Source organism: candidate division TA06 bacterium (genome assembly GCA_016235665.1).
In the GTDB taxonomy this organism is placed as follows: Bacteria; Edwardsbacteria; AC1; order AC1; family EtOH8; genus UBA5202.
In genome coordinates, this window is sequence record JACRJI010000016.1 from 201194 (window position 1) to 218449 (window position 17256).

Consider the following 17256-nt stretch of genomic DNA (forward strand, 5'->3'; position numbering starts at 1 on the left):
TCATGTAAGCATCGACTGGTATACTTTATGGGTGGCCTGGCCGGTGGCGATGAATGAGTATTTGTTTGCCACCAGTTCCAACGAGGCCTTCCCCATTTCCCAGATTTTTTCGTCGCTGGAAAACAATGCAACCATTGTTTCGCCCAAAGCCTTAACATCCCCGGACGGCACCACTATGCCGTTTTTCCCATTTTCTATCACCTCGGAAATGCCCCCTACATCAAAGCCAACTACCGCCCGCCCTTCGGCCATGGCGGTCAGCAGAGCCCCGCTTTGGGATATTCTCCGGTAGGGGAAAAGACAGACCCCAGAAGCCTCGATCAGGGCTTTCAAATATGCCTGCTCCATAAAACCCAGTTTAAGCACCACTCTTTTTTGCAGATTTTTTTCCGCGATCAAACCGTTCAGGCGCCTGGTCCAGCCGGCATCATCCCGGCCGGCAATCACCAGAACAACATCCTTGGGGATCTTATTGGCAGCCGAGGCCAAGGCCTCAATCGCCAGATCAAAACCCTTGTATTCTTCAATGAAGCCGAAGCAAAGGGCGATCCGGTTTGATGCCAGGCCCAATTGTTCCTTGATCACGGTTCCGGACGGTCCGCCGGTGGCCGGCAGCGGCAGGGCCGGCATGGCTATGGTCTGGATCTTCCCCTCATCAATTCCGAATTTTTCCGCCAGCCCGTTACTGGTTTCCCGGCAATGAACTATCAGCTGGTCGGCCAGCCGGTATAGCCGCAGGTATTTTTTGTGATCGTTTCTTCCCTGTTTATGCGGCCAAAGATTATGAACGGTGTAGACCAGTCGATATCCTTGTTTTTTGTAAAAAGACCAATAGTAATGGTCCACCTCGGGAACTGCTGACCATTGGAAATGGAGGATTTGGGCGTTTTCTTTCTTGGCATACGACGACAGACTGGTCATGCCGCTGATATGATCGGCCAGTTTAAATCCCTGGCGAAAAGGGCTTCTGGAGGTCCCGAACATCTTGTTGGTGGCGCGATAAAAATATTCCCGTGGCTGCTCTGGGTATCCCTTCAGCATGCCCCAGATATCCTTGGAGCCCAGCCAGTCGACCCGGCATCCTGTTTCTTTTATCCCCGATACCAGGTAGGAGTCGTAAGCCGGGGTGAACAACGAGGGGTCTATCAACAACACATCTGTCATGTTAACGTTCTTCGTGTTTTTTGCAGGCAAAAAGCCACAGGTTTTCTCCCAACCGCCTGGAACTTCCCAGGCCAAGGTGGTTCATGACGATGAACGGCAGGACTATCGTCAGGCTCTGGGCTAGGCCGACCAGACCCCGGACCACCGGCAACGCCCAAAACCCGTTTCTTAGAAAATATGGGCTATCCCAAAGTCCGTCATAAAATATTTTTTTTAACCGCCCTTCCCTGGAAACGAGCCTGAGCCAAAATTCCTCCGGCTGGATACTGACATGGGTCTTGTCCCTATAACCGAACCACTGCTCTTTTTTGATCGCCCGGCCTAGCGAATCTGGATTTGGGGTCGAGATCACCAGCAGCCCCCCGGGCCTCAAAAGCCGCCAGGCCTCGGCAATGAATAATTCCGGATGTTCCAGATGCTCCACGATGTCCAGGGCGGTGACCACATCAAAGGAACCGGACCGGTAAGGCAAGCCCTTCAGGGCATCGGCCTGGGTCAGCCGTCCTTTTAGACAGGCCTGATGGCGGGCTGACATCAAAGCGTATTCGGATATCTCCGTTCCAAAAGCATCGTACCTGGCGCTGGCCTCATTCAGGAACCGGCCTATCCCGCAACCTACATCCAGTAACTTCCCCGAACCGGCGATTTTTTTCATCACCTTCAAAGCCCCCGGCTTTGACCCCCAAATCGTTTGGAACAGGTTGCCGGAATACCGCCGGTAATATTGCGGGCCGAATGATGTTTTATTTTCCATACCGCTGAGCCCTTGTTGTTAAAACCCGGCAGCTGCGCCCCGGGGGGTGCGAAGTTTACAGCAGGGCCCGGTAAACCGCCCGGTGCGCTGCGGCCGCAAGGCGGTAGTCGTAGCCGGCCACCCGCTTCAGGCCGTGGTCGATTATCTGGTCCCGTAAATTTTTATCAGACAGCACGCTGAACATCTTCTCGGACATTTCCTCCGGATCAAGCGGATCGAAGAAAACTCCGGCAGGGCCTGCTACCTCCCGAAAAACGCCGATCCCTGAAACCGCAACCGGCGTTCCGGTTGACATCGCCTCTATGACCGGAAGTCCGAACCCCTCATTATGCGAGGGCAGGACAAAAATGTCCGCCCCGGCCAAAAGGGACCTTTTATCAGGGCCGGCGATATAGCCTGTTTTTTTCACCGCCTGGCCCAGGTCCAGGGCGATTATCTCCCGATCCACCAGCTCCGCCCCAAACCCGTCTTTCCCGGCAAGGACCAGAAGATGCTCAATGCCTTTTTTTTTCCTCATCAACCCAAAGGCCCTGATCAAGCGGACGATGTTTTTCCTGTCCTCTATCGTCCCCAGATAAATTATATACGGCCGGTCGATGCCGTATTTTTTCTTTGCCATTTGTATTTCCTGGTCCCGGCCGGCAAAAGGCAGGGTGAACTCAGGGTCTAGGCCGGGATGGATAATGGTAATTTTTCTCTCGGGTACCCGGTAAATTTCCTGGAGGTCGTTTTTGGTCGCCTGGGAGATGGCAATGAAATGGTCAGCCCTGGTAATGGACGACCTCAGAGCAGAGCGGTACCTTGAAACCACACCCTTGGGGAAGGTGTCGGGCAAAATATCGAACAACAGGTCATAGACCGTTACTACCCGGGCCTTGGCCCTGACTGGCAGATCGCGATAGTTGGTTATGTGGGCTATGTCCCAAAAAGGCTGGCGGTGAGCGATGATTTCACGGAAGATCTCTGTTTCCGCCAACACTCCTGGTAATCTTATGTTTCTATGCTGAAATCCTGACGGTAAATCCAGGCTACCGGGGTAGCGGTGCCAGGAGGTTGAATATAATCCGACAGTATCATTCTCAGAAATCAGCGATAGACCTTTTATTAATGTTCTGATGTGCTCCCCAATGCCTGTTGACCTGCCAATCATCGGGTAAATATCCAAGGCAACTCTCATATATTTTCATCTTCTTGCATGGATTGTCCGGAAACATGATCCGGCTGGATCCGGAAAAGAGGACTGTAGAATTGAATCAGAAAAGCAAATATAATCAAATTTACCAAGGCAGTGCCCGCCACAGTTCCGATTGCAGCCCCGGCTGGACCATGTTGGGGAATAAGCCAGAACCCCAGGCTAAGACTGATGGCCACCTCCATCAGCATGAATATGGCATACCATTTTTCTTCCCCCACGGCAATGACAAGGCTACCCAGAACGCTTCCAGGAAAAGTAAATAGTAACTGCCAAGCCATGATCTTAAGCACGGGGATTGAGCTGGCGTATTTTGCCCCGTAAAGCAGTTTGATAATGGGCCCTGCGGCCCCATATAGTGCCAGTGTGCCAATAATCCCGACAAGCAGCAATCCGTTTATGACCCGGCGCAATAGTTTGGCTATGTGTTGATTATTGCCGCTGGTCAGCAAATTGGACATCTGCGGTAACAGCACATTTCCTATTACCACCGGTAAAATAGATATTCCGACAAACATACGGTAAACAGCAGCATAGGTCCCAACCTGGGCATCACTTCCAAAAAACTGGAGCAGCAATTGAGGTGCCCTGTCGTATATGAAAAAAAACACCCCCCCTAAGCCCAGCCAAACTACCCTCCCTTTCCATAAACTGATGAATTCCCGGTCCAGACCTAACTTTGGCACACCCCATCGTTCAATATAGGCCTTCCATAGATAAACTGCCTGAAAAAGAGAGGCTGCCAGGTATGCCGCCGCTAAACCCACTAAAGTCAAATCGGACATGACCACAATCAAACTGAAGGCGAGATTAAACAGATTGAATATTATGCCGGATAAAGCCTCGTAACGCATGTCCTGGTTGGCCCTAAAAACTGATATTAATGTCATATTAAGGGCCAGAATGAAATTAGCAAAGGCAAAAATACCGATAGCGATCATTATTTCTGAGGTATAATCACCTGCCGTCATGATAACGGCCAGAATCGCCCATACCACCAATGTGGTGATCAGCTTAATGCTTAATACATTGCTCAAGTATTTCTTCAGTTGCCCGGGATGTTGAGATACCTCCCGGATCAGGAACAAATTCAGTCCAAAATCGGCCAATACCCCAACCGTTTGAGTAAGCGCCAGCCCGAAAGAATATTGCCCAAAACTCTCTTGGCCGATCATCCTTGCAATCAGGACAGCCCAGCCCAGCTGCAAAATTATCATCCCTCCCTGCGAGGATATCAGCCATAAAAAATTTTGCCGTAGTTTTGATCTGGTCAGCCAGCTTAACGCTTTATTATTGCTGTCAAACATCTTGGGTAAAGCACTTTTGAGAATAAAGTCTCATGGCTGTTCCTTTAAAACTGATTCCATTTTAACGGCCACTCCAAAAAACAGTCCGGTAAATAAATAAAGCCGTTCATAATTGGACATGTTGAACAACAGCGGTATCATTCCCAAAGAAACAATGATCAACGCATCCTTTTTATAACGTAAACTTGCCCTGAACATTTGCACCAGTGAACCTACAATCCCGGCCCAATATAAAACCACCCCCATAATACCCATCTTCAGCAACTGGCTCAGTAACTGCAAATGTGTGCTGAAATGTTTTACTTCGCCGGGAGCGTATGCATCGTTTAAGTATAATGCTGGGATTTGATAATATTTGGTTGTCCATGAGGCTCCCTGCCCTAAACCCAGCAACAGGGCTCCCTCATGACGCAATAAGGCACAAACGTTTTTTATTTCCAGCACTTTGACCGTGTTAGATAGTGCTTGTCCACCTTGGCCAAGCGCTGTGCTTTTCCAAACAAAAATCGAACTGATCCGCCACCAGTAGAACTTTGCAAGCTCAGGGTTTGATGTTGTTAGATATAAAATAAGACTGGCAATGATTAAGAAAAGTGAAAAACTGAACCATAACCTGGCTTTTGCCGGAATAAACAGTGATAGCAATGCAATTTGCACAAACAATAACACCATTGCGGTCCTGCCAGCTACCGTAAATAAAATAAAACAAGAAAGGCTGGCAATAGCCAAATATGATAAGGATATCCGCCACAACCCTTTGTTGTTCAGTGACAGGAACAACATTGCCCCGACTAAAATCAACAGTAGTATTGAATCAGAGCTAATGGTGACCCTGAAGACCGACATCCAGCTAAAACCTTCTCCTGTCAAATAGCGGATTAATAGGACAACTGTTTTAATGCTTAACCAACCCAGCAGCCAAAACACTGTTTTGCGGGCTTGTTCAAAGCTGTTCATTACCGCAAAAGAAACGCCCGCCATTAATAGAAGATATCCATGATTCTGCATGTCCTGTAGCATTTCCTTCCAAGGATTGCCTAAAGCAAAGGCAATAACCAACGAATAAACATATGGCACTGTTGCCACTGCCAGACCCCAAACTACCGGTCTTTTAAACCAATTGTGCAAATGTTGTCGTTCATTCCATTTTGCAAGCAATACCATTAAAACCCTGAGGGCCAAGGCCAAAAGCATCCAATCAACAATCTGAAGCCCAGCTATCCTTATATTAAATATTGTTGGAGACTGAAAATGCAGACGGGACAACACCGTTTCCGATATTTGCCTGTCATCATAGATAATTGCTGCAGCAATAGCCACCCATAAACCCCAAAGGGGACGAAAAATGGTGGTTACAATAAATAATGTGCATACTAAAATCAGTATTTCCATCGAAAATGACATTAGCCCAGCCTGCTTGCTTTTATTGATTTTCTTATTTTTTCCTCATAAAGGATACCTGCAAATAATCCCACCACAGAACCTATCATCAGCCAGGCAAAAAGTTTTGCCGCAACTAATATTAAATTTTTATCTACAGCAGCAACAGGCGGCTGGATAAATTCATAACTGTGCATACGAGCTTGATCGTTGAGTAATTTATTCCTTTTTGTGTTAAGTTCAAATATTTTAACTTCCAGATCTACCGGATTAAAACCCAACATTCCACGGCTTCGGGCTAATTTGATGAATTCGTCTCTGATGTCCTGCGCCCTTTTGACGGATTGGTCCACTTCTTCAATGGCAAGATCCAAGGTTTTTTGTTCTCCATCGTAACAAGATTTAACATACGGATTTTTTCGAAGGTACTCTATAGTGTTATTTGACACTTGTACGGCCAGCTGGGGATCGTCGGCTGTTTTGACAACCAACTTAAAACAATTATTTGAACCAACTATGTTTTCCACCCAAACACCCTTTATACGGCGTTGCTGCAATGAATTATAATAATTCCCTTTGGGTGTTTTCAATTCCGCCCAATAGTATTCTACCAGTCTTTGAGTTTCTGTAGCATTAATGATGCCGGCTACCACTCCAACTGCGTCTGAACGCAATTGGCTATTCCCTGTCTCTGGAAGAATGATCAGAGATTCACAATAATAAATTTTTGGTTTCACACCTTGGTTAACTATTCCAACCAGCAAAAACAAACAAATCGTTATAGTAATTGAGACGCTATATTTACGGAACAATAACGGCATGTTATCTGGCGATATCTTTTGAATCATATATCCCTCCTAAAATATTTTTTTGAGTGATGACCCTGTGGCAGAGACCACAGTATATGTGTCGGTCTCTTATTCTCATGAAAACCCATGGCTTTCATACCATCTCTTTATGTGGTTACCCTTTGGTAAAGACCAAAAGGAATGGGAAGTTAATATGTGATATTTTTCTCGCACCCGCAGTCTTCTTTAATTTAGCCAGTTCAGCTATGTCCCCGGCTTGTGGTATTTGTTTTCTATCTATATGCTACTTCTTTAGTTCCACTTCCTGTTTCAACCTTACCGCCAGGTCCTCCACCGTCATCTGCCCGGCATCCCCCTGGCCGTGCTTGCGCAGTGAGACCAGCCCGGACTCCGCTTCCTTGGCGCCTACAATAGCCATGTAGGGGATCTTCTCCATTTCGGCGTCCCGGATCTTGGCTCCGATCTTCTCTCCCCCCAGGTTCAGCTTGACCCGGAAACCTGAAAGCTGTAAACGTTCGGCTACCAGCTTGGCATAATTCGCCTGGGCGTCGGTTATGTTCATCACCATCAGCTGCAGCGGGGCCAGCCACAGCGGGAAGTTCCCGGCATAATGCTCGATCAGGATGCCGAAGAACCTTTCCAGCGAACCCAGCAAGGCCCGATGCACCATGTAAGGCCGGTGCTCCTTTCCGTCCTCGCCGGTATAGGTCATGTTAAACCCTTCCGGCATATTGAAGTCGAACTGGATGGTGGTGCACTGCCACAGCCGGCCCAGGGAATCCCTGACCTTGATGTCTATCTTGGGCCCGTAGAATACCGCCTCCCCCTCCATCCTTTCGTAATCCAGGCTGCGGGTTTTAAGCGCCTTGACCAGCGATTCCTCGCCCTTGACCCACATCTCGTCCGAACCCGCGTATTTCTGCAGGTTTTGGGGATCGCGTACCGAGAGCTCGATCTTGACGTCCTTGAACCCGAAGTCCTCCCAAAGGGACAGGGAGAAGTCCAGCACCCTCAGGATCTCGCCGTCCATCTGGTCCGGGGTACAGATGATGTGGGCATCGTCCTGAGTGAAGCCGCGGACCCGGAACAGGCCGGTCAGGGTGCCGCTCCGCTCGTAGCGGTAGACCGTGCCCAGCTCCGCCCAGCGCAGGGGCAGGTCCCGGTAGGAGTGGCGCCCGTTCTTGTAGATCATGATCTGCATGGGGCAGTTGACCGGTTTCAGGTAATACTTGTCGCCGTCGATGTCCAGCGGGGAATACATGTTCTCCTTGTAGAACTTCAGGTGGCCCGAGGTCTGCCACACCCATTCCTTGCCGATGTTGGGGGTGTAGACGATGTCGTAGCCTCCCTCAAAGTGGCGCCGGCGCCAGTGCTCCTCCACGATCGACCGCATACGGGCGCCCTTGGGGTGCCAGCAGACCAGGCCGGCCCCGATCTCCTCGTGCAGTGAGAACAGGTCCAGTTCCCGGCCCAGCTTCCGGTGGTCGCGCTTCTTGATCTCCTCCAGCTTGTTCAGGTGCGCTTCCAGCTGTTCCTTCTTGTCAAAGACGGTGCCGTAGATCCTTTGCAGCATCTGGTTGCGCTCGTCGCCCCGCCAGTAGGCCCCGGCCACCGACAGCAGCTTGAAGTGCTTGATCCGCCCGGTGGAGGCCAGGTGCGGCCCCCGGCAGAGGTCTATGAAGTCCCCCTGCTGATAGAAGGAGATGATCTCGCCCTGGGGCAGGGCCTCGATCAGCTCCACCTTATATTTCTCGCCCAGCTTGCGGAAATGTTCCAGGGCCTCTTCCCGCGGCATCTCCCGGCGGACGATGGCGATATCCTGGGACGCTAGTTCGGCCATCTTCTGCTCGATGGCGGCCAGGTCGTCGGAGGAGAAGGGCTCACTCCGGTCGAAGTCGTAATAGTACCCGTCCTCGATGGCCGGGCCGATGGCCGCCTTGGTGCCGGGGAAAAGCCCGGTGACGGCCTGGGCCATCAGGTGGCTGGTCGAGTGGCGCAGCACTTCCTTGCCCTGTTCTGAATCGAAGGTCAGGGCCGAGAATTTGGCGTCGCGGTCGACCTTGGCGGACAGGTCTACTGGCTTGCCGTCCAGGATGGCAGCCAGGGCCGCTTTGGCCAGCCCCGGGCCTATTGATTTGACGATATCCAGGGCTGAGACGCCCGGTTCAAATTCCTTGATCTTGCCGTCCGGCAGGGTGATCTTTATCATGCTGGTTTTCCTTGATATTTTAAGGTTTTATCTGATTAAGCCGTTTATTTATTAGGAACTTATAGAATTTATTATATTACCATTAAACCTTGAAAAAATCAAGAAAATTCGGGCAAAATACTTGAACGATGTTCTTGACTTATCCGGGCAAATATGTTAAATTGAAAGTCCGGTATTCTCCATAAAGAAATAACTTTTGTCCCGTTGCTTTCGCGGGAGGAAACAATCATCAAAAGGAGACTATATCATGTCAAGAAAACTTACCCTGCTGGCTTTGGCTCTGATGCTGGGCTTTTCGATAGGACTGGCCCAGGGACTCAAAAAACGGGTGGCGGTGATGGACTTTGAGGACAAGACCGGCCACGGCGGCTGGCACATCGGCAGCGGAATGGCCGACATGCTGACCACCGCCCTGGTGAAATCCGGCAAGTTCATGGTGATCGAGCGCCAGCAGCTGGCCAAGATCATGCAGGAGCAGTCGCTGGGAATGAGCGGGGCCGTCACCCCGCAGAGCGCGGCCCAGGTGGGCAAACTGCTGGGGGTGGAACTGATGGTCACCGGCAGCGTCAACGAGTTCGGCGAAAAATCGTCCAAGGTGGGCGGATCGGTGGGCAGTTCCGTCTCCAAGGGCATGTTCGGCCTCAACCGGCTGGGGGTCGAGACCAAGACCGCCCGGGTGGGGCTGGATGTCCGCCTGGTCAACACCACCACCGGCGAGATCGTAGCGGCTGATGGCATCGCCGAGGATGAGAGCAAGAAAGGCGTGGATGTCGGCACCGACGAGTTCAGTTTCTCCAACGACACCCATTTCGACGAAACCCTGGCCGGCAAGGCCACCCGCAAGGCGGTCAACAAGATAATTGAGATGATCACCGGTGCCATGGACAAGGTGGCTTGGACCGGAATGGTGCTCAAGGTCAATGCCGACAAGACCCTGATGCTTAAGCCGGGAGCCCTGGGCGGGGTCAAGGTGGGCGACAAGTTCACCGTTTACTCCAAGGGCGAGGAAGTGATCGACCCCGAAACCGGGCTGTCGCTGGGCGCGGAGGAAAGCCAGGCCGGAACCATCGAGGTGATAGAGGCCAAGGACCAGTATGCCAAGGCCAAGATCCTGACCGGAAGCGGTTTGAAGGAAAAAGACCTGGTACGGGAGAAATAAAAGAGAATCTTATTGGACGCAAACATTATAGTGAGCATTAGTCAAACTATCCCCGCTGATTTTCATTTGTTAAAATTGTTTTAGGATCAAAAAAGGCTGCACAAAATGTGCAGCCTTTTGCGTTTTATACATCTCCCCTGAATTAAAAAATTCCTTTATTCCTGCCCGTCCGGAGTTAAATCATGTTAATCCTGTCTTCTCCGGTTGATCTTTCCCGCCACCAGCTCCGCCGTATGCTTGGAAACTCCCCTTTTGGAATCAACCAAACTGCGCGCTTTGGATCCGGTTGAAAATCTTTTTTGCTCATTGCCGAGAAGATCGTTTAAGATCGTCTTCAACTCCCCGGTATCCTTCACCTGCATCGCCCCGCCGCAGGCCAGAAGTCCTTCAGCGCTTTCCCGGGCGTTGAACATGTGGGGGCCGAATATCACCGGAAGCCCCAGGGCCGCCGGTTCCAGGGGATTATGCCCTCCCACCGGCGCCAGGCTGCCGCCAACAAAAGCGATATCCGAAGCCGCGTAGGCATTGACCAGTTCGCCGATGGTGTCCAGCAGCAGGACATCGAAATTGCTGGAAGCCCCGCCGTTCTTTTGTCCGCTGCGTTTGCTATAGTTCAAGTTTTGGGTGACAAGTAGTTTTTCCACCTCGGAGAACCTCCCCGGATGCCTCGGCGCTATGATCAATTTAATCTTTTGATTTTTGATTTTTGATTTTTGATTTTGCAATTCCTGCCAGGCCCCAAGTATCACAGTCTCCTCACCCTCCCTCGTGCTTCCGGCTGCAAACACTAGATCCTCCGGGCTCAGGCCGAAGTCCTTCCTCAAATCCTGTTTCTCTGTGGCAGAGACCGGACCCTTGATCCCGTCGTATTTCAGGTTTCCGGTGACGGTGACGAGGTCCCGGCGAACGCCCAGAGCCAGGTAGCGGTCAGCATCCGCTTTGCTCTGGCAGGCTATCAGCTGCAGAGTGTTCAACAGCGGTCCGAACAAAAAACGCAGGGCGTTATAGTATCTGAAGGACCGGGCCGAAAGCCGGGCGTTGACCAGGAACACCGGAACGTTTTGCTTTTGGCACTGCCAGATCAGGTTGGGCCAGATCTCGGTCTCAGTCAGGACCAAGGCCCCGGGCCTTACCCTCTTCAAAGCCAGCTTTTGGGCGAACCAGAAATCCAAAGGCAGAAAAAATATCCCGGCTGTTTTCCCGGAAAAGATCTCGCCGGCCCGCTTTTGCCCGGTGACGGTCATGGTGGACAGGACGATGTTCTTTTCAGGCATCAGGATTTTGAGCTGCGCCAGAAATGGGGCGATCACCCCCATCTCGCCCACCGAGGCCCCGTGGATCCAGACCGGACGGCCTTCTTGAGGTGTCAGCCAGCCCAGCCTCTGCCGCCATTTTTGGCGGTGGCCCAAGGCCAGCATCAACAGTAAATATGGCCATCCCAGCAGGAGGGCCATAAAAGTGATCAGATGGTAAAGTCCCATTCCCAAGGAAAATATCATCACCAGTTCCTCAAGGCCTGTTTCAGTTCTTCCGCCGTCACTTCCGCCACCCCGAACTTGGAGACCTCCACCCCGGCCGCGTGATTGGCCGTCACCGCCGCCTCCAGCAGGCTGGCTCCGGCGCAGAGCGACAGGGTGGCCACCGCGATCACGGTGTCTCCGGCCCCGGAGACGTCGTAAACTTCCCTGGCGGCGGTGGGTATCCGGAATACTTCGCCCCTGCGGGCGGTGAAGAGGTACATCCCCTGGTCGCCGGCGGTGATCAGCACCGCCTGGGCCTCCAGCTGTCCTAACAGGGCCTTCCCGGCTTTGATGATGTCTTCGGGTCCGGAGATCTTGGCTCCCAAGGCCCGTTCGGCCTCGTGGATGTTGGGTTTGAAGAGCGTCACTCCCTTGAAATCCAGAAAATGATTGAATTTGGGATCCACCGTTATTATTTTCTTGTATTTGAGACTCAGCTCCAGTGCGGCTTTCAACACCGGGGAGGTTATCAGCCCCTTGTTGTAGTCTTCGATCAGAATGGCGTCGGCCTGGGGGATAAGTTTTTCCAACGCTTTGATCACCTTTTGCTGGGCGGCCGGAGAAATGTCCTGGCGGTGCTCCCGGTCCACCCGCACCACCTGCTGGTGGCTGGCCACGATCCTGGTCTTGATGGTGGTGGGCCGCCCGGACTGGTTAACCAGCCCCAGTTCGGAGATCTTCCTGGTCTTGAATTCCCGCCGCAGCATTTTCTCGGCCCGGTCGCTGCCCACCGTTCCCACCGGAAAGGCCTGTCCCTTAAGGGCCGCGATGTTCCAGGCCACATTGGCCGCCCCTCCCAGGTGGAACTCCTCCCGGCTGACCTCCACCACCGGCACCGGGGCCTCGGGCGAGATCCTTGACACCGCCCCGAACAGGTATTCGTCCAGCATCAGGTCGCCTAAGACCACCACCTTGCGCCGGGCGAAGCCGTTGATGAGCTTTTCTGCCCGTTTGGGGCTGATCTTGTATTTGCTTGGGTTCATATGATTCCCTAGTTTTGTACGTTGGCAGTTATTTTCTTAAGCGAGTGCGTAGACAATATTGATTCAACTCACCTATGCATGTGTTCCGCAGTACCTCGAAGATAATTAGAAGGTATAGCCCCCTGTTAACATTAAGCAAGATATTTGTTGTTTGCGCGTTGCTTGGCATATGTTACTGCTGTTGTTGTCATACAAATCATACTCCGGTTCGCTGCTTAAACAACGAAGTATTATTGAAGCAGAACCGATGGATATTCCGGCCCCAACCCCGAACCCAAAATAAAATTCAGGGGGGAATGGGCTACTAATATGCATAGAGTCACTTATAAACCATTGTCCTGGAATTCTTGTAAGAAGCACCCCTAACTGCCCGAAACCCAAAACCTCGACTTTCGGCCAAGCATTCCCTCTTACTTCCCATCCCGTCAGCAGCCAGCCCAAAGCCCAATTTTTTAAATTGGGCTTTTTCGGGCGGTTAACTGAAAGATTGACGCTCGACATCCAAGCTACGTTGGGCGATAATTTTTTGCTGAAATCAACACCTATAACATAACCATTTTTTGCCATGCCTGCTTTAGAACCATCTCCGTCACCAAATTCATCGATGGGTATGGAACTCCCGGCAAATAACGTCACACCCTTTGTATTTGGGCCATCGGTGATCTTTTTCACTTCGCTCATGGAATAGGCATAAATGCTGCCGTCAGCCGTTTGTATCTTCAAGCCACTATCGGGAATGAATTCGACTATTTTCCCTTTGATGATGCTGCCATTTTTAAGATAAACCACGTCCTGTGCCAGTATTTGAGCAGGACAGACGACCAAGCTTAACGCGATAACCGCCAACAGAATCAGTAGAAGATTTCTCATGGTGAACCCTTGGGTGGTTTTTTTATTCAGTTAAATTACATAACGCTGCTGCCACTCCAGAAGATCAAGGCCAGATTACCTTATGATTTATCACCTCAACCAGTTAATAGTCCCTGCTCTATGTATCATAAACCACTGGGCGCCCGTCTGTCAACTCTTTTTTATTTGGAATTTCCCCTTGCGTTATCATTTTGCTTGTGATATATTATTTACTGGGGTTTGCCCTGATTTACCGCAATTATGGATGGATTTTAAGATATGCCTAAAGAACTACAAGAAATAACCGAGCGGATCTCCCTGGCCGGCATCGATCCGGTGAATCTTTTGGGGCCGGGGGATTCCAACTTAAAGGTGATCCAGCATTCCTTCAAGGCCAAGATCTTCGCCCGGGGCGACGAGGTCATCATCAAGGGTTCAACCGAGGAGCTGGAGGCCATCACTTCGCTGATACTGAATCTCAGAGCCCGGGTGGAATCGGGATCGGTGCTGCAGGAGCGGGACATAGGGCTGGCAATCAGCCAGGCCGGCGAGCGGCATCGGGACATCCAGGAACGGGGGACCGTGGCCGCTTTGGCCCTTAAAAAGCTGATCCGGCCCAAATCGCCCGGCCAGTCCCAGTACCTGGATGCCATCAAAGACCACGACCTGGTGATAGCGGTGGGGCCGGCCGGAACCGGCAAGACCTATCTGGCGGTGGCCGCGGCGGTGGCGGCCTTGAACGAGCGCCAGGTGGAGCGCATCATCCTCTGCCGTCCCGCCGTCGAGGCCGGGGAATCGCTGGGGTTTTTGCCGGGCGATTTCCGGGACAAGATCGACCCCTACATGCGGCCCCTGTACGACGCGCTGTACGACCTGATGTCCCCGGAGAAGGTGCGCCGCTTCATGGCCAACGAGATCATCGAGATAGTGCCCCTGGCCTACATGCGGGGCCGGACCCTTAACAACTCCTTCGTGATATTGGACGAGGCCCAGAACGCCACCCGCACCCAGATGAAGATGTTCTTGACCCGGCTGGGCTTTAATTCCAAGGCGGTGGTCACCGGTGACGTCACCCAGATAGACCTGCCCCGCAACGACAGCTCCGGCCTGGTACACATCCAGGAGGTGCTTTCCCGGGTGGAGGGAATAAAGTTCATCAACCTGTCAGAACGGGATGTGGTGAGGCACCACCTGGTGCAGAGGATCATCCAGGCCTACCAGAGTAGCAGCCAGAACGAAGGCCGGGAACAGGGACAGGACGAAAAGACCGGGCCATCGGATTGAAATACAGCATGAATAAATGCGAAAAATAAATATTAAATACTTAGTTCTTACACTCGGTTTTATTCTTGGGATTTTCTATTTCAAGGATGTACCGGTAGCAATATTTACTATGAGCAATAACCCGCCATTTTGGGAGTTAGTAGGTTTCTTTTCAGGACCCGTGGCAACTTTACCAGTAATATTATTGGGATTTTCCCGCTACAGATTAAGTGGGTATTTGCTATTGATATGTTCATTATTAAATTGCATATCGATACTATTTGGCAATTTCATCAATGACCCACCTAAGTTAGGCTTAGTATCTTTCTTCAGTTTACCACCTATGTTTATTAGCGCACTCATTATTTTTAGCAATCAAAAACTGTCTTCAACTCAACCCCCGAAGGTTGAACCAAGCATATGAAATTAGATTTTAAAACCAGATCCCTAAACTTCGCCAAGGCCTTCTGGCCCTTGGACGCCCCGGCCCGCAAAAGGCAGATCTTCTGGCTTAAACGGGCCGCCATCGCCTTCGGCCTGCTTTTGATCGTGGCCAACCTCTTCTCCCCGGCCCGCCACGACGAGCTGGAGATGAAGGAAGGCGACGTCAGCAACCACGACATCGTAGCCCCCTTCGACTTCCCGGTGCTGAAGTATCCGGGGGAGCTGGCGGCCCAGCAGGACAGCGCCGAGCTTAACATGCTGGCCATCGCCTACCGCAGCCCCGAGGTGGACAACAAGATACTGGGCGACGTCGACCGTTTTCTGGTAAAGCTTTCCGCCCTCCGGGAGGAGGATGAGTATCTATCGGTCAAAAAGAAACGGCTGGAAAGCTGGGGACTGGGGATCTCCCCGGCCACCGTAAACCTGCTGTTGTCCCTGCCCGAGCTTTATCCCTTTCAGCAGGGCCTCCATTCCATCTGCCGCCAGACGGTCTCCACCGGCATCCTGCCTTTAAGCGACGAGCAGACCCGGGGGCTGGGGAACCAGATAGTGATCCGGGACCAGGATCAGCTTAAGCGGACTCCGGTGCAGGACCTGGCCACCGCCCAAAGTCTGCCGTTGCTGATGAAGATCAAGGCCGAACAGGCTTTCCCAAAGTCGGCTCCGCTGGCCCAGGCCGCCGCCGAGGCGGCCACCGGACTGCTGGTGCCCAATCTTAACCTGGACCTGGATGAAGTGAACAACGCCCGGGCGCTGGCCCGCCACAATGTGCCCCTGGCCGTGGGCCAGGTAGCCAAGGGGGAGCGCTTGGTGGCGTCCTATCAGGTGATCGACGCCCCGGCCGCCCAAAAGCTCTACTCCCTTAAGGTGCGCCTGGACGAGATCGCCCTGGTCTCCCGCCAGGGCGGCTGGCGGTATCTTTTGACCTTGCTGTCAAGGCTTCTGGCTCTGGGCTTCTTTCTGGGGATTTTGATCATCTACCTCTACCGTTTCCGGCCCGAGATCTTCAACAATGATTCCCATCTGCTGCTTTTGGCGGTGGTGATCCTGCTGACCATGCTGGGCGGCTGGGCGGTGCTGGGGCAGCAACGCCTCTCGCCGTATCTGATCCCGGCGGCGGTGGGCCCGCTGATCATCGGTCTGATCTTCGACGTAACTTTGGGGGCGGTGGTGGCCATCACCGGCAGCCTGCTTTTGGGAGTGGTCACCGGATTCAACTTCCCTTTGACCGTGGTACTGCTGGCCTCGGGCGCGGTGGCGGCCTTCGCAGCCAGAGACCTGCGGGGCCGGCTTAAGTTCATCTTCAAGAGTTTTTTTGCCATCAGCCTGATCAACATCCTGGCCATAGCCGCGGTGGAATATTTAAGGCAGGCCCCGGCCGGGCAGATCAAGCAGGCATTGGCGCTGGGGCCGGCCAACGCCGCCCTTTCTGTGGTTCTGGCCCTGGTGTTGCTTCCCGTCCTGGAGGCCGTCTTCAGGGCCACCACCGACTACAGCCTGCTGGAGCTGGCCGACCCGGATCAGTCCCTGCTGAAGAGGCTCTCGCTGGAAGCGCCGGGAACCTTCCAGCACAGTCTTTTAGTGGGCAACCTGGCCGAGGCCGCCGCCCTCGCCATCGGGGCCAACAGCCTCCAGGCCCGGATCATGGGATACTACCACGATGCCGGCAAGCTGGCCAAGCCCGATTACTTCATCGAGAACCAGAACACCGGGGTCAACCGCCACGATGGGCTGGCCCCCAAGGTCAGCCATCTGGTGCTGGTCTCCCACGTCAAGGACGGAGTGGAGCTGGCAAAAAAACAGCGCCTGCCCCAGCTGATAGTGGACGCCATAGCCCAGCACCACGGAACTACTCTTTCCAAATTCTTTTACCTCAAGGCGGTCCAGACCAGCGAAGGCGGGGTGCTGGAATCCGACTTCCGCTATCCCGGGCCCAAACCCCAGTCCAAGGAGATCGGGCTGGTGATGCTGGCCGACGTGGTGGAGGCCACCGTCCGGTCGCTCAAGGACCATAGCACCAAAAGGGTGCGCAAGGTGGTCCGGGCCATCATAGCCGAGAAGGCCAACCAGCTGGAGCTGGACGAATCCAACCTGACCCTGCATGAGCTGAATTTGACCGGGGAGGCCTTCATGCCGGTGCTGACCGCGGTCTTCCATCCCCGGATAGAATATCCCCAGACCAGCATGCTGGAAGAAAAACCGCGCTAGCAATATTGCCGTATT

General features: G+C 52.6%; 13 protein-coding genes. 3 read left to right on the forward strand and 10 right to left on the reverse strand.

Translation table 11 applies throughout. The annotated features are described in order from the left end of the window. The 7 genes from HZA73_11265 to thrS form a co-directional block, all read right to left on the reverse strand. Complete coding sequence (locus HZA73_11265) at positions 1 to 1164, reverse strand: glycosyltransferase family 4 protein (protein ID MBI5806599.1); 1164 nt, start codon at positions 1162 to 1164, stop codon at positions 1 to 3. Between the two features lies 1 nt (position 1165). Next, positions 1166 to 1918, reverse strand: coding sequence for a class I SAM-dependent methyltransferase (locus tag HZA73_11270; GenBank protein MBI5806600.1), 753 nt, complete (start codon positions 1916 to 1918; stop codon positions 1166 to 1168). A 55-nt stretch (positions 1919 to 1973) separates the two neighbouring features. Further along, positions 1974 to 2897, reverse strand: a complete 924-nt coding sequence (locus tag HZA73_11275; GenBank protein ID MBI5806601.1) for a glycosyltransferase family 4 protein — start codon at positions 2895 to 2897, stop codon at positions 1974 to 1976. A gap of 194 nt (positions 2898 to 3091) precedes the next feature. Then, positions 3092 to 4417: a flippase gene (locus HZA73_11280; protein ID MBI5806602.1), complete on the reverse strand. Its 1326-nt coding sequence runs from the start codon at positions 4415 to 4417 to the stop codon at positions 3092 to 3094. Positions 4418 to 4447: 30 nt separating this feature from the next. After that, positions 4448 to 5821 carry a hypothetical protein gene (locus HZA73_11285; GenBank protein MBI5806603.1) on the reverse strand — a complete coding sequence of 458 codons (1374 nt, stop codon included), beginning with the start codon at positions 5819 to 5821 and terminating at the stop codon, positions 4448 to 4450. Then, complete coding sequence (locus tag HZA73_11290) at positions 5821 to 6645, reverse strand: hypothetical protein (protein ID MBI5806604.1); 825 nt, start codon at positions 6643 to 6645, stop codon at positions 5821 to 5823. Before HZA73_11290 ends, HZA73_11285 begins: the two co-directional genes overlap by 1 nt. Positions 6646 to 6889: 244 nt before the next feature. Next, entirely contained in the window at positions 6890 to 8815 is a 1926-nt protein-coding gene (thrS, locus tag HZA73_11295) for a threonine--tRNA ligase (protein MBI5806605.1), read from the reverse strand. 247 nt (positions 8816 to 9062) lie between these two features. Between thrS and HZA73_11300 the strand changes: the two genes are divergently transcribed. Then, positions 9063 to 9974, forward strand: a complete 912-nt coding sequence (locus HZA73_11300) for a hypothetical protein (GenBank protein MBI5806606.1) — start codon at positions 9063 to 9065, stop codon at positions 9972 to 9974. Between the two features lie 185 nt (positions 9975 to 10159). Here the strand turns inward: HZA73_11300 and HZA73_11305 are convergent, their stop codons facing one another. The 3 genes from HZA73_11305 to HZA73_11315 form a co-directional block, all read right to left on the reverse strand. Then, entirely contained in the window at positions 10160 to 11473 is a 1314-nt protein-coding gene (locus HZA73_11305) for a 3-deoxy-D-manno-octulosonic acid transferase (protein ID MBI5806607.1), read from the reverse strand. Then, positions 11473 to 12477, reverse strand: coding sequence for a D-glycero-beta-D-manno-heptose-7-phosphate kinase (gene rfaE1 / locus HZA73_11310; GenBank protein MBI5806608.1), 1005 nt, complete (start codon positions 12475 to 12477; stop codon positions 11473 to 11475). Before rfaE1 ends, HZA73_11305 begins: the two co-directional genes overlap by 1 nt. 105 nt (positions 12478 to 12582) lie before the next feature. Further along, positions 12583 to 13347, reverse strand: coding sequence for a hypothetical protein (locus tag HZA73_11315; GenBank protein MBI5806609.1), 765 nt, complete (start codon positions 13345 to 13347; stop codon positions 12583 to 12585). Between the two features lie 258 nt (positions 13348 to 13605). Between HZA73_11315 and HZA73_11320 the strand changes: the two genes are divergently transcribed. Both HZA73_11320 and HZA73_11325 read left to right on the forward strand, forming a co-directional pair. After that, positions 13606 to 14610: a PhoH family protein gene (locus HZA73_11320; protein ID MBI5806610.1), complete on the forward strand. Its 1005-nt coding sequence runs from the start codon at positions 13606 to 13608 to the stop codon at positions 14608 to 14610. A gap of 399 nt (positions 14611 to 15009) precedes the next feature. After that, the gene (locus tag HZA73_11325; GenBank protein ID MBI5806611.1) at positions 15010 to 17241 is read left to right on the forward strand and encodes an HDIG domain-containing protein; all 2232 of its coding nucleotides are present in this window, start codon (positions 15010 to 15012) and stop codon (positions 17239 to 17241) included. Positions 17242 to 17256 lie beyond the last annotated feature (15 nt).

Excerpts from the sequence above, each read along its gene's own strand:
- HZA73_11320 (MBI5806610.1), top strand. The coding sequence starts at position 13,606 with ATGCCTAAAGAACTACAAGAAATAACCGAGCGGATCTCCCTGGCCGGC.
- HZA73_11315 (MBI5806609.1), bottom strand. The coding sequence starts at position 13,347 with ATGAGAAATCTTCTACTGATTCTGTTGGCGGTTATCGCGTTAAGCTTG.
- rfaE1 (MBI5806608.1), bottom strand. The coding sequence starts at position 12,477 with ATGAACCCAAGCAAATACAAGATCAGCCCCAAACGGGCAGAAAAGCTC.
- HZA73_11305 (MBI5806607.1), bottom strand. The coding sequence starts at position 11,473 with ATGATATTTTCCTTGGGAATGGGACTTTACCATCTGATCACTTTTATG.
- HZA73_11285 (MBI5806603.1), bottom strand. The coding sequence starts at position 5,821 with ATGTCATTTTCGATGGAAATACTGATTTTAGTATGCACATTATTTATT.
- HZA73_11290 (MBI5806604.1), bottom strand. The coding sequence starts at position 6,645 with ATGATTCAAAAGATATCGCCAGATAACATGCCGTTATTGTTCCGTAAA.
- HZA73_11270 (MBI5806600.1), bottom strand. The coding sequence starts at position 1,918 with ATGGAAAATAAAACATCATTCGGCCCGCAATATTACCGGCGGTATTCC.
- HZA73_11300 (MBI5806606.1), top strand. The coding sequence starts at position 9,063 with ATGTCAAGAAAACTTACCCTGCTGGCTTTGGCTCTGATGCTGGGCTTT.
- thrS (MBI5806605.1), bottom strand. The coding sequence starts at position 8,815 with ATGATAAAGATCACCCTGCCGGACGGCAAGATCAAGGAATTTGAACCG.
- HZA73_11280 (MBI5806602.1), bottom strand. The coding sequence starts at position 4,417 with ATGTTTGACAGCAATAATAAAGCGTTAAGCTGGCTGACCAGATCAAAA.
- HZA73_11325 (MBI5806611.1), top strand. The coding sequence starts at position 15,010 with ATGAAATTAGATTTTAAAACCAGATCCCTAAACTTCGCCAAGGCCTTC.
- HZA73_11265 (MBI5806599.1), bottom strand. The coding sequence starts at position 1,164 with ATGACAGATGTGTTGTTGATAGACCCCTCGTTGTTCACCCCGGCTTAC.